The 13,090-nt window shown below is 40.3% G+C and carries 12 protein-coding genes; 7 read left to right on the forward strand and 5 right to left on the reverse strand.

All coding sequences use genetic code 11. From position 1 onward, the window contains the following. Nucleotides 1-5 precede the first annotated feature (5 nt). Both CIK86_RS04105 and CIK86_RS04110 read left to right on the forward strand, forming a co-directional pair. Complete coding sequence (locus tag CIK86_RS04105; protein WP_086994358.1) at nt 6-1,784, forward strand: ankyrin repeat domain-containing protein; 1,779 nt, start codon at nt 6-8, stop codon at nt 1,782-1,784. A 157-nt stretch (nt 1,785-1,941) separates the two neighbouring features. Next, the gene (locus tag CIK86_RS04110; RefSeq protein WP_086994356.1) at nt 1,942-2,349 is read left to right on the forward strand and encodes a hypothetical protein; all 408 of its coding nucleotides are present in this window, start codon (nt 1,942-1,944) and stop codon (nt 2,347-2,349) included. A 260-nt stretch (nt 2,350-2,609) separates the two neighbouring features. Here CIK86_RS04110 and CIK86_RS04115 read toward each other — a convergent pair whose 3' ends face one another. Beyond that, nucleotides 2,610-3,752 (reverse strand): SH3 domain-containing protein, encoded by a 1,143-nt coding sequence (locus tag CIK86_RS04115; protein ID WP_096317086.1) that lies wholly within the window; start codon nt 3,750-3,752, stop codon nt 2,610-2,612. 399 nt (nt 3,753-4,151) lie between these two features. Here CIK86_RS04115 and CIK86_RS04120 point away from each other — a divergent pair, with 399 nt between their 5' ends. Next, nucleotides 4,152-4,685, forward strand: a complete 534-nt coding sequence (locus CIK86_RS04120; protein ID WP_217896470.1) for a hypothetical protein — start codon at nt 4,152-4,154, stop codon at nt 4,683-4,685. A 21-nt stretch (nt 4,686-4,706) separates the two neighbouring features. On the opposite strand, the gene CIK86_RS04125 is transcribed toward CIK86_RS04120, so the two are convergent. The 3 genes from CIK86_RS04125 to CIK86_RS04135 are packed head-to-tail and all read right to left on the reverse strand — an operon-like array spanning nt 4,707 to nt 6,946. After that, nucleotides 4,707-6,251, reverse strand: a complete 1,545-nt coding sequence (locus tag CIK86_RS04125) for an IS66 family transposase (RefSeq protein WP_086960352.1) — start codon at nt 6,249-6,251, stop codon at nt 4,707-4,709. A gap of 39 nt (nt 6,252-6,290) precedes the next feature. After that, nucleotides 6,291-6,644: an IS66 family insertion sequence element accessory protein TnpB gene (gene tnpB, locus CIK86_RS04130; RefSeq protein WP_254910727.1), complete on the reverse strand. Its 354-nt coding sequence runs from the start codon at nt 6,642-6,644 to the stop codon at nt 6,291-6,293. Further along, nucleotides 6,641-6,946, reverse strand: coding sequence for a hypothetical protein (locus tag CIK86_RS04135; RefSeq protein WP_013465796.1), 306 nt, complete (start codon nt 6,944-6,946; stop codon nt 6,641-6,643). The genes tnpB and CIK86_RS04135 overlap by 4 nt, the downstream gene beginning before the upstream one ends. A gap of 68 nt (nt 6,947-7,014) precedes the next feature. Here CIK86_RS04135 and CIK86_RS04140 point away from each other — a divergent pair, with 68 nt between their 5' ends. From CIK86_RS04140 to CIK86_RS04150, 3 genes are all read left to right on the forward strand, one after another. Next, nucleotides 7,015-7,770, forward strand: a complete 756-nt coding sequence (locus CIK86_RS04140) for an SIR2 family protein (RefSeq protein WP_217896503.1) — start codon at nt 7,015-7,017, stop codon at nt 7,768-7,770. Next, the gene (herA, locus tag CIK86_RS04145) at nt 7,767-9,563 is read left to right on the forward strand and encodes an anti-phage-associated helicase HerA (protein WP_086998168.1); all 1,797 of its coding nucleotides are present in this window, start codon (nt 7,767-7,769) and stop codon (nt 9,561-9,563) included. The genes CIK86_RS04140 and herA overlap by 4 nt, the downstream gene beginning before the upstream one ends. A gap of 241 nt (nt 9,564-9,804) precedes the next feature. After that, a complete protein-coding gene (locus CIK86_RS04150) occupies nt 9,805-10,440 on the forward strand; it encodes an MltR family transcriptional regulator (protein WP_176359700.1) in 636 nt (211 codons plus the stop codon). Nucleotides 10,441-10,703: 263 nt separating this feature from the next. Here the strand turns inward: CIK86_RS04150 and CIK86_RS04155 are convergent, their stop codons facing one another. Beyond that, nucleotides 10,704-11,687 carry a helix-turn-helix domain-containing protein gene (locus CIK86_RS04155; RefSeq protein WP_086998162.1) on the reverse strand — a complete coding sequence of 328 codons (984 nt, stop codon included), beginning with the start codon at nt 11,685-11,687 and terminating at the stop codon, nt 10,704-10,706. A gap of 150 nt (nt 11,688-11,837) precedes the next feature. Here CIK86_RS04155 and CIK86_RS04160 point away from each other — a divergent pair, with 150 nt between their 5' ends. After that, nucleotides 11,838-12,728, forward strand: a complete 891-nt coding sequence (locus CIK86_RS04160; protein ID WP_053409385.1) for an MBL fold metallo-hydrolase — start codon at nt 11,838-11,840, stop codon at nt 12,726-12,728. Nucleotides 12,729-13,090 lie beyond the last annotated feature (362 nt).

A 13,090-nucleotide genomic window follows, 5' to 3' on the forward strand; every position in this document is an offset into this window, starting at 1 on the left:
GTACAATGATAAAATTTAAGTTATTGCCATTTTTATTACTTTTTTTCTTGATTGGCTGTAGCGGAATAGGTGTCGCTAGGCTTGTCAACCTTGAAAAAGAAGATGAACTTGCGAAGTTAACTTATGAGCAGATAAATGAAGTGACATTCGGCTACACGCCGTTGACACAATTTTTGGCTTTCGGTGACGGTAACGTTCGAAAACTTGAAATGTTACTCCGTAATAAAGCTGATCCAAATATTAATGCACCGCTACCACCACTCAAAACAGCTGCCGCGCAAAACCGGTATGAATTTGTCAAACTACTATTAGAGTATGGGGCAGACCCAAATTCTGTTGACTATTTTAATGGTACAGCACTTCACGCGGCACTTGAAAATGGCAATACCGAAATGGTTAAGTTGCTACTGGATAATGGAGCAAAAACCAGATTCTTAACCAAGAACAAGCCAAACCCAAATCAAAATGGCTTATCAGAACTGACTATAGCCGCAATTACAAAAAACAAGAATGCTGTTGCCCTATTGCTTGAACGTGGTGCTGACCCTAACCAATACAACGAGCAAAATTTCTACCCTTTAACACAAACAATTATTTCCCAAGAACCCGAAGCTGCAGAATTACTTATAAAAGCAGGCGCAAATGTTAATGTCGTTTTAGCTAATAACTACACTGCTCTTCATGGAGCGATTGAGAACGGGTATAACGAGCTCGTGAAGTTACTACTAGAAAACGATGCTACGACGGGCATTCTGACCAAAGACTACTCCGAAAACAAGTTCAATGGTTTATCTGAGCTTAGTCGAGCGGTTATTAAGAAAAACACTTACGTAGTCAGTTTGCTTTTAGCAGCTGGCGCTGATACAAATATATATAACAGCCAAGGTGTCTATCCACTTACTGAAGCAGTTTATTCTAAGAGTTATGAGATAACTCAAATGCTGCTTGATGCCGGTGCTGATGTGAATGTTGTGTCTGGTACAGGGTATTCGGCACTCCATCTTTCCGCCATCAATAATTCCCCTTCATTAGTTGATAAGCTTTTGGCTAAAGGTGCTAACCCTAATATCAAAACTGTAAATGGTATCACTCCGCTTCATGAAGCTGCATTTGCAGGTGACTTTGGAACATCCGAGTTATTACTGAAATATGGAGCTCAAGTTGCAGATACAGATCAGCTTGGAAGGTCTGCTATACAGTTTGCTAACTTTCAAGGTCACAGAAGTATTGTTGATTTATTGGTTAGAAACGGTGCGAGCCCAAATTTTAAACCTCTAACCCTACCTAACCAGCAGTCGCAGACACAAGTTACAAGCAACCAATCGGATAAGTCGGGTCTATGGACGGTTGCAATTGTTGGTATCATGAACGCGATAGGCAATTATTACGGTGCAAAGAATAGTTATCAACCCGCACCAGTAACTTATGTTCCGCCCGTAGTCCCTTCTCGTAAACAAGTCCAGCAACCTGTTCAGCAGTTTACTCCATTAGAAAGTACAAAAGTACCTCAGGTGTTTCAATCATCATACTCTGCCCCTCAGGTTCAAAATGGCTGTACCAATGACCTTGAATGTGGTGGAACCTTAAAGTGTGTTAAACCACCATTGTCGTCTACAGGTCAGTGTGTACAACCAGTTAATAACTTCGGAACTCCTATAAATACACTACCAAACCCATCGAGTGCATTGCCTAATTTAAGCAGACAAGGCCAATGCCAGTTTGACACACAATGCCCAGTGTCATTTAAATGTGACCAGCAATTAAAAGTATGCGTAAAAAATTGAATCATGAGTGTTATGTTATTCATGTATGTGCTGATGTGTTGTACGGATTTTTCCCTTTGTTTGCTAACAATGCGCACCACTCACTCGCGTTGGTCGCTGGGACGCCAACCCGCTGCGTGGCTCGACGCCCGTGTGCTTTGCGTTATACACAAATAGTATGAAGAAGCTTATCATTTTCACAACTACATTATTTCTTGGCGTATTTGTCGGGTGGTATACAAAATTCTATCAATTTTATTCTTATGTGGATTATGACCAAGAGTTAGTTCAACAATTAAAAATATTTTCAGACTATTCTAGTGAGGATATAAGTAGTGAAAATTTTAGTTGTGAAAATGAATCAGAACGAAATGTAGGTAAAGTTTTTGCGGGTATGGTGGGTAACAGTATGGCTCACAAATCAAATACTCTTTCTGCAGGTTGTGAAGAGCTAATATGTACTATTAGTTACAACTATTGTAAGCCATGGCAAACAAGTGAATGTGGTTCTAGAATCTTGTACTATGAAAAAACAAAAAACGACAAAATAATAAGCGGATCATTCAAATGTATAGATGTGCCGTAATAATGTATAACCAGGCGCTCAAACGGACTCCGTAAAGTTGTCGCCTTTTTTGTAAAGGGCACAAAAAAGTCGCCAACTTTACTCCACCGTTTAGCGCAGCGTTACGAACGTCCGGAAATGGCACTTTGGCGAAGTCCGCCTAGAGCGAAAACCGGACTGTCGGGTCAACTCGTTTTTGGACAATAATGAGTTACGGCTTAAGGACAGCTTAGTGTCAGTAGTATGACACAAGTTTGGTATATAAAAGCTCCTTGTTAGTTTCATTTTACGAATTTTGCGGTATGCCTAGTAAATACCCAACCAGACATAGACTCACCGCCTTCATATTCATACATAACTTCTACCCAATTCCTTTTCTTTGCTAAAACCGTTACGATTTGGCCTAGGACTAATTCATCATAAATTTCAGCGTTGGTAGAAGGGCTAGCTCGAAGACGCACGTTATTGCCTGTTATAAAGCGCAAATCTGTAGTATCAATATCATTCAATGTAAGTGGAATTTTTTTGATATCTTTGATTTTTTGCCTATCTGATTTTTTGTTAGATTCTAAATAATTTTCTACTAAAGGAGTCAGCAGATTTGCTGAAATGCTATTTACTTGCGGTAAAATGACATTCATTAAAAAGGCAAAAAGTATAAATTGAATTAAAGGTGGCAAACTTTTGAAAGTGCTGAGAAAGTTTTTACCATTTTCCACCAAATTAAATTTAGACTCTGTACTCTCTAGCTCCCTTTCTATGCTAGATGCATTTACTGACTCCATATTAACGGCAGATATTACTTGCGCCATTTCAGATAAATAACTTGAATCAGATAGAAAAACTGAACTAGCTGTAGCAAAACTTTTAATAGCGTGCGCAAGACTAGAGGAATCTGCTATAGCTGTCATTGCGTTATCAATAACAGCCTGCTGAGAAGAAAAAGCTTGCATTGCACTTTCTAAAGCTATTGGTTTTGCCATAGCAGCCAAAGAATTATCAATAACAGATTGCTTAGCAAAAACCTGTGATGCAATATCTATAAAAGATGGTCTCGCTATAGCTGCCATTGCGCTATCAATAACAGCCTGCTGAGAAAAAAAAGCCTGCATTGCACTTTCTAAAGCGATTGGTTTTGCCATAGCTGCCAAAGAATTATCAATAACAGATTGCTTAGCAAAAACCTGTGATGCAATATCTATAAAAGATGGTCTCGCTATAGCTGCCATTGCGTTATCAATAACAGACCGCTTAGCAAAAACTTGTGATGCAATACCTGCAAAAGATGGTATTGCCATAGCTGCAAGAGCCTTATCGATGCCAGACTGCCGCGAAGGCAATGATTTTATAGTCCTGTTTACTGAAGGTGAATCTAATTTAATTTCTTTACATTCAGTAGTGTCTCTTGAAGTATCATCATCCATAAATTCATCTCATATATAGGAAGCTAAAGCTTACTTAGCGAGACATAGTAAGTTTGGAGTTCCACATGTAGAGTCATATTAGTAAGACTCTGGAAATTGCAGTAAAACATACAATAAAATAATTGTTGGCTCTGCACAATAGCACTGGAAGCCGTTAGTGCGCACCTAGCTCTTTGTCAAAGTTCGGCTAAGTGCCAGCTGCCGTTTGTAACGCCCTGATGTTACTGTCCCAGCGAGCCTCCGATCGACTCTTAAAGTGGTGGCCAAATTAACTATGCCACTACAACCTGGATACAAAGGCGCACTTGACTAAAGTTAAGGAAAATTACGTAAGCTATTGTGTTTCTTTGTTAAAAATCGCACACTCTTTGATACTACTTTTGATGTAAAGAGAACAAGATGTGTGAATTTATCTACCAAGGTGGTTCAGTGATTTCTGAGGATGACTTTAAAAGTCATTTAAGTTCTTTGTGCCAATTAGAAAACATTGGTGTTCTGCTTGGAGCTGGTGCTTCTGTAGGTTGTGGTGGTATGACAATGAAAGAAGTGTGGCTTGATTCAATAAGCAGCACATCTAACATAGTTCATGAATTACTTGCCTTTAAACTCATAACTCAAGAAAACATCACTAACCAAGATGTAAATGTTGAGCAACTTTTAGACCAAGTAACCCAATACTTATCTGTATACAAAAAAACTACACCACTAAATACTGATACTGACCAAGAGCAGCAACCGATCAATAGGCTTTTAAAAGTCCTCCTTTGTTTATATCAATCTGTAACTAAAGCTGCATTACTGGTAGAGCAAGAAACTTTTGGGAATGAAAATATAGGGTCACAAGATAGATTCCAATATCACCGAGAATTACTTGAAAAATTGATTTCGAATCGCCAGCCAGGTCAAGCTGCTCCTATGCTTTTTACTACGTAAGCGCGCATTTAAGCAGTGCGCTTAGCTATAATCGAAGTCTAGCTGCACATTCCACGGCATTAGGTCGGTAAAATCATCATCACCCTCATCTCGATTCGGCAACGTTTTAAATAAATGCACAAAGTAGTAATAAGGATTGATGTCATTGGCACGGCAGGTCATCACAATACTATAAAGTATCGCGCTGGCCTGAGCACCATTAACCGATTTTGAGAATAGCCAGTTTTTTCTACCAGTGGTAAACGGCCGAATATCTCGCTCAGTAATATTATTATCAATCCCTAGTTCGCCATCTTCACTATACCGCATTAATTTCGGCCATTGATTAAGCGTGTATTTTATCGCTTTGCCAATATAACTCCCCGCCGTTACTTTACCTTCGGCTTCATCAAGCCACGCTTTAAAGTGCATTAATATGGGTAAGGCTTTTTCTTGTCGTAACTGATACCGCGCTTGAGGAGATAACTGTTTGTTTTTAGCGTGGGTTTCCAGTTTATATAATTGGCTGATAAAGCTGATGGCTTTATGCGCTCGACCTTTGTTTTTCGACTCTGCTTTTAAGGCATCGTTATATTTGCGTCTAGCGTGTGCCCAGCAACCAACAGGGGTAATGCCTTCAATACCGTCATAAACACGGTAACCGTCGCACTGTAAATAGCCTTGATAACCGGCAAGAAATTCTTTTGCGCAAGCGCGACTTCGACCTGCTTGGTAATCGTAAATCACGACAGGCTCACGGCTGACCTCATTGCTGCGATAAACCCACATGTAGGAATTGCTGCTAGGGTTGTCACCTTCATCTAACACTTGTGTACGGGTTTCATCGGCACATAAACTGTGCTCACTAAGCAAGTGACGTTGCATGGCTGCCACTAAGGGGCTGATTAGCAGGCCCGCTTTAATACACCAATTAGCTAATGTTCCGCGCGATAGTTCAAGGCCGCCACGGCCCAGTATGTCAACGAAACGATAAAGCGGTAAGGCATCGCAGTATTTGCCCGTAACAACCGCCGATAACGCTTCTGGACTCGCAATGCTGCCAGGAATAGGCTGCTTGGGTTTAGGCGCGGTGATTATTTTACTGGCCAATTGTTCATGCTCGCAATGTCTGCAAGCATATTTAAATTGTTTGTGCTTAATGACACTGACTTTCGCCGGAATAATCTTCACTTGCTCGCTGTCTTCACTACCACATTGATGTAGTTGTTCACCGCAACACTGACACGTTAACTCGGTTAAGGTGTGCTCAACCTCTTCTCGTTCAAAGTGCTCAGCCAGTATTTGTTTACCTTTCTTATGGTGTTTAGGCGGCTCAGTCGTTTTATGCTGCTCCGCTTCATTGAAGGTGCCCCGTGGGGCTTTTTCACTTTTTTTACCGTATTTTTGGGATTTACTTAACTTAAGCTCAGCAAGCAAGTGGTCAATCCGCGATTGCATTTCAACCTTATCTTCTTGCAGTGAAATTTTATCTTTTTCTAAGCCATCAAGCTTAGCCTGCATAAGTGCAAGCTGATTTTGTAGTTCGGTGATGAGAATAGTGTCTGGCATTTTAATAGCATGACACATGGGAAAGATCGTTCAAGTAAAAAAAACGTTCTGGTTAATTTATATCACTGATAACCCTGATAAAGTTGAGTGGCGGGTTTTATTATTTACCGGTAAGCCAGATAATAACCATTGTAACTGCCGTTGTTCAATCCCCATGGCTACGTGTGCTTGAGCATGATTTGGCCATTGAAATCGTCCTTGCTCTAAGCGACGATAATAAAGCCAAAAACCATTGGTATCCCAAAACAAAATTTTTAATTTATCGCGTTGTTTATTACAAAAAACGAACCACGCTTGGCTTAAAGGATCGAGAGATAGGGTATCGCTGACAATAATACTTAACCCATTGATTGATTTTCGCATGTCGGTGAATCCCGTGACCAAGTAAACTTGGTGGGTGCAAGGTGTCACAGTACGCTCAATAATTTGGCTAGCGTTTGGTTAGCTAATGTCGACTCGAAGTCTATTTGATAGCCGTTTGGTGTGGTGAGTTTAATGATTGAAGGGTGTGTAAAGGCTTGCTCATGAATAACAAACGGGATCACCTGTTGCTTTTTAACCCTTATCGTTTCGTCAGAAAGGCGTTTACGCCAAACATAGAAAGTCGATGCGTTAATGTTGTTATCACGACAAAATTGAATGATGGCTAAACCACTCGATTTTTGCTGCTCAAAAATGCCTTGCCAGTGTTTTATTTTTTGCTGTTTATTCATAATTACCTCAGGTTAATATGCTGAGTAAATTATGCATAGGTAGCATTAATATTGGTATGTGGGTTTAATTGCGCGCTTACTTTACTACCAACTATGATCTCTCATTAGAGTGGGCGGCTGAAGAAATAGGGATACAACTTGTTAATGGCTTCTCTGGACTTCACACTAGAACATTTCAACCTCAAAACTTTGATTTGAGCTTTAGAAACGTCACAGCAAAAGGTGAAGCAAGATTTGGGCATTATCATGCTTATTTGCATAAATTACATGGGTCACTATCTTGGATTCAAGAGCATGACAGTAATATTAAGGAGATCCCTTCAGCTTTAGCAAAAAGCCGCTATATTGATCCATTGCTAAAAGGTGAACCTGTGTACGATAAGCAATTCTTAATTTATCCAGGTGCTAATAAGTATCACCACACAATAGGTTTTGTGTACGGTGAGATGTTTCGCAGGTTTAGTGAATTTTTATCAAAACCTCAAACCGCCATTTTCATCAACGGATATGGGTTCGGTGACTACCATATTAATAGGATTATTCTCGGTGCGCTACTAAACCCATCTCTACATATTGTTATTTTTTATCCTGAACTCGATACAATAAAGACAAATTCTACGGATTTAAATGAAGCTCAAAAATGCATCAAAAAGCTTAAATCTTTGTCATTAAATCAAATTACGATTGTTGGCGGAGGTTCAAAGGCTTACTTCAACTCATTTGTTAAATACATTCCAAAACCCGTGCTGTTCCCTAAAGACAATACCACACAGGATCTCGTTTCAGCTATTAATGATTTAGTTCTAAATGGTAATCAGATATGAGCATTGAAACCGTTGATTCTATTGGCTATGTTGTTGCTCTTGAAGGAACTAAAATTCGTGTAAACTTACTTGAGGGACACAAAGGTCAATTGGCATCTCACCGACGAGGTGTAAGCTCAGTCTCGCAGCCTGGTGATTTAATTGGATTGGATGCAGGTACTAACCTAGTTGTTGCTAGAGTAACAGACATGGCATTTGTTGATCCAGATAAAGCCCACACCTCTAACGTTGGCACAATGAATGTAACTGATACCCCTTTACGGCAGTTAATTGCATATTCAATCGGTTATGTATATCAGGATGGTGCAAGTCGAAAATTTATTTCCGAGAGTTGGAAATTACCAACATTAGGGGCGAAAGCTATCCCACTATCAAGCGACTATTTAGAAACTATTTACGGTGTAAATGAAGACGAAAAAGAATCAACAATTGAACTCGGGCGAGATTCTAGAACTAAAACAACTAAGATTAATGTAGGCCTCAACTCTCTACTTTCAAGACACCTGGCTGTTCTAGGTAGTACAGGTTATGGAAAATCTAATTTCAATGCTTTATTGTCACAAAGAATTCGTGAAAAATTCAAAAGCTCTAGACTCGTTATATTCGATATAAATGGTGAATACGCTGATGCTTTTATTGGGCAAGCGCGAGTGAAGGAGACGATCTTAGGAAGTGTTCCAATTCCTTCCCCCGATATTTTTGACGGTAGACACCCAGTTTATCATCGAATTCCCTATCAAGCATTTGGCTATGCAGGATTAATCAAGCTACTAAGACCGAGCGATAAAACACAATTACCTGCATTACGAAATGCATTGAAATCACTTCATATGGTCTGTGCAGGTAACAATGGCACCATTCTTACAGGAGAAACCATACCACCATCAACAACTCAAAATTGGTTCGAATTAGTTGATGACTGTAGGCAAGATGGACAAGAACAATTAAGTAAATGGTTAATGAAACTAAGAAGCAACTCACTTGGACATTTTCCAACATGGCCTCCTTTTAAAGCGCTAGCTAACCTTGTTGCAGAGTTTGGCTGCCAAGCTTTTATGCCTAACGGTACAAGTAAAAGGGATGCTTTTAGTTATGGCAACGTATTGCCATTAGTTAAAATTATTCAACAACTTGTAGATGACCCACGCTTTAATAATGTGGTTAATCTATCTGGTGGCCAAGCTATCAATAACCCTACGGCTATGTGGGGTGAAGAAATTGAAAAAGAAGTCGACTATATTTTTGGTAAAAAGTCGGGGGAAGTGCAAGATTGGGATGTTCATATCATTAATTTAAAAAATATTGCAGACGATCATTCCCCAATGATTTTAGGTTCACTTTTAGAAATGTACGCAGATGTATTGTTTAAAAGAGGCCAAGATAAGAATTATCCAACAATGCTTCTTTTAGAGGAAGCACATCACTACCTCAGAGATCCTTTTTCAGAGGAAAGTGCTCAACTTAAAGCATACGAAAGGCTTGCAAAAGAAGGACGTAAATTTAACTGCTCTTTACTGGTGAGTACGCAGAGGCCTTCAGAGCTATCTTCTACAGTTCTTGCCATGTGTTCAAATTGGATTTCTTTGCGTTTAACTAATGAGCGAGATATCAATGCATTAAGACATGCGATAGAAAATGGTAACGAACATACTCTTAGTGAAATCTCTGGTTTACCCAGAGGAGACGCTATTGGATTCGGTTCAGCTTTCAACATCCCAATTCGTTTTTCCATAGATGAAGCTAAACCTAAGCCTAAGTCTTCTGATGCTGCATTTGCTTCTATATGGTCATAGTGCAATAGCTTGATTAAGAAGCGCCCCATGAGTTTAAGGGTTACCACTTTGTGTCATCAGAAAAACTGTTCATTGTGTGGCAGTAGATGCTCTTGATAGCTTAAGTAGTTAGGGTTATAACTTATTGGGGGCTAGAAACTAGCCATGTACGAATGTCCGCAATTGGCACTTTTATGAAGTTCAAAGCGCGTCAAAACATTGCATGTTAGGCAGACATTATTTAATAGGAGTATCTCTAAAAATGCAGTTATCCCCTGATGACTTCCCTGAATTTATGCAACTCATGGAAGAAAACATTGCTGACATGAGTAAAGGTACTTCAGCTGAGCCGTTGCAAGCTGTTATTCTATTTAGAAAAACTTTAGCCGCTGAGTCTGACCGAGGGTGTGCGTTAATGGCTGCCGCATTTATTGATGAACAGTTAAGAGAGTTGTTGAGTTTGTATCTAGTTGATGATGCAAAAGTGACAGAGCGGTTATTAGGAAATAGTGGAGCTTTGGGGAGTTTTGCAGTAAGAATCGACATAGCATATTCATTAGGGCTATTAGCTAAGAATATAATGCAAGACTTGTCTATATTACGAAAAATTCGGAATGAATTTGCTCACTTATCAAGACCAATGACATTTGAAGATGACGCAATGGTTTCCAGGTGTTTAGAACTTAAATCAATTTTGGTACCTCCTGAATTTACTGCTCGTTCTCGTTTTTGCAGAAGCATGATAGTGACAGCTACTCAGATAGAGGTTACTAAAGCTGAGCTGCAAAGGTCTTTTCCTAGAGTAGATTATGATGATACGCATGCTAGAAAAGAGCTCGATTCTTTTGTTAAATTTGCAAAAGATAAATTTAATTTAGATTTGAGTAAAAACGTATAGAAATCACATAAAGGTAATTTAAGTAGGACAAAAACAGTTTGTTTTACTCATGTGTCGCCAATTTTAACCAACAGGTTTTTTTACTCTTAATAAGCCATGAGCGGACTTCCCATAGTCCGCTCATGGCACTTTGGCGAAGTCCGCCTAGAGCGAAAAGCAGACAAAAAAAGAGTCGATTCGTTCAAAAACAAATGTCCGCAACACTTTCATAGGTGAAATTTACATGAGCACGGAGAATTTCAATGTCCCTTACTTAAATCCAATTAATGGTTTAAAGGAAAGGGCATTTCTATCAAAGTATTAGCACCGAAAGTCCTTCGCCATGCTGTTGGAGAGACTGCATGTTTTTGTTTAAAATGTAACCTAAATGAAGTGGCGGTTTGAAATCCAACCCGTTCAGCGATTTGTTCAATCGACAATGCGGTGAGTTCTAACAATTCACGGCTGCGCTGCAAGCGCTCATTCACTAACCATTCGACAACAGTCATCCCGGTTGCCTTTTGAAACCGCCTAGTAAAGGTACGTCTACTCATCCCAACTACAGTAGCAAGTTCATCGATACTATGTGGTTTGGCGATGTTCTCACGCAGAAAATCGATCAGTGTGTTAATTTGAGCTTCCGAAGTCGAGCGAGCGATTGGGTGTTCTATAAATTGTGCCTGCCCTCCCTCACGATGGGGCGGAACCACCATTAAACGGGCAAATTTGTTGGCAATTTTCACCCCAAAAAACTTTCTGACGATATAGAGGCAACAATCTAAACTTGCCCCTGTACCAGCTGAGGTAATAAGCCGCTGGTCTTCGCTATAAAGCGCATTGGTGTCTAACTGGATTTGGGGAAATCTGGTTTTAAAATCCTGCTCAGCTAACCAATGAGTACAGGCTTTTTTCCCATCCAGAATACCTGCGTAGGCTAAAGCATAAGTGCCGTAACAAAGCCCTACCAGATAAGCCCCTCTGTTGTAGGCTTCTCGCAACGAATAAAGCATCTGAGCACTGGGTTTTTCATCCAGCTTATGCCAGCCGGGTACAATAACCACATCCATTGTTGCCAGCAGCTCCAGCCCTCCGTCAGGTTGAACAAACATACTCCGCTCGGCGTTGATGGCGCTGCTATCGGGCGCAATTAGAAACAATTCAAACAGCGATTCTTCAGGGAGGATAGACCCAAAAATCATATAGGGTACAGAAACATGAAATGGGCTGAAGGAAGGATAAAGCACCAAGCCAATTTTTAGTTTTGTCATAGCGTCCCCGCAACGTCTGAAAGTTTGAATTCTACTGATGTGGCCCAATACTTTCGAATATTGTCATTTAGGTCAGTTTTTGTCAATTGTATTGTTCTTTATCATAGCCACTGTGTTGAACACCTCACTTAGTTGATATGGAGAACAGAGATGAACTTAAGAACCTTAATGTCCAGTCTAATAGTTGGTAGCGTTTTGTTGACCGGGCCTGCATTAGCTCAGGCAACGCCGGATAAAAACACGCCAGCCCACAAGCAGACACAAATCCAGCTGGTGCGAAATGCGACACTCAAAATTAGCTATGCGGATACCACCTTTCTGCTCGACCCTATGTTGGCGAAAAAAGGAGCTTATCCGGGGTTTGAAGGCACCTACCGTAGTACGTTAAGAAACCCATTGCTGGAATTACCTATGTCTGTTGACGAAGTCATTTCCGGAGTGGACGCCATTATTGTCACGCACACGCACTTGGATCACTGGGATGAAGCCGCACAGCAATTACTGCCTAAAGATCTGCCAATATTTGTGCAGCATGAAGCAGATGCAGCATTAATCAAATCGCAGGGGTTTAAACAGGTTACTGTCATCCATGATCGCACTGAGTTTGAAGGTATTACATTGACTAAAACCGGTGGTCAACATGGTACGGACGACATGTACGCAGTTCCGCAATTGGCCGCTTTGCTTGGTGAAGCAATGGGCGTTGTATTTCAGGCTCCCGGTTACAAAACAACATACGTGGTTGGGGATACGATCTGGAACGGTGTTGTAGAACAAGCTTTAAACAAGCACCAGCCGGAAGTTGTGATCCTGAATACCGGCTATGCACAGCTTGAGGGATTTCCAAACTCTATTATCATGGGAAAAGAAGACGTGACTCGAACCAAAAACATTGCACCTCAAGCAACCATTATTGGCGTGCATATGGATGCAGTGAACCATGCAGCCTTGTCTCGTAAAGAACTGAGAGAATTTGTTAAAGCCAATAGCCTGACGCAAAGTGTCAAAGTCCCAAACGATGGCGAAATATTGAAGCTTTAACAAGCCACAGGATCAATTAATTAATAGCAGCTTGCCGACAGGCGGCTGCTATTGCTTCGGTGTGGTCGGACTGATTCGGACACTTCAATTTAGCCACACTAAGTCCTCTAGAACCTGTGACATCTTGAAACACAAAATTAAGAATCCAGCATTGTTAACTTTTTTCGCAAATCATTGTTGTCTCCAAAATTTTAAAGCCTTTGTTTATCTTCATTAACCTAAGCTTTCATTGAAAAGTTATAATACGACTGCTGCAACTTCTATTGTCTGCTTTTGGCACTTTCCAGCCATCCGACAATATAAAATGCTGATAATAATAATTGGCAAGATATTTTACTGTGTCGGATGGCGCTTCGCTTATC

This window comes from Pseudoalteromonas sp. JB197 (genome assembly GCF_002332205.1).
GTDB lineage: Bacteria > Pseudomonadota > Gammaproteobacteria > Enterobacterales > Alteromonadaceae > Pseudoalteromonas > Pseudoalteromonas nigrifaciens.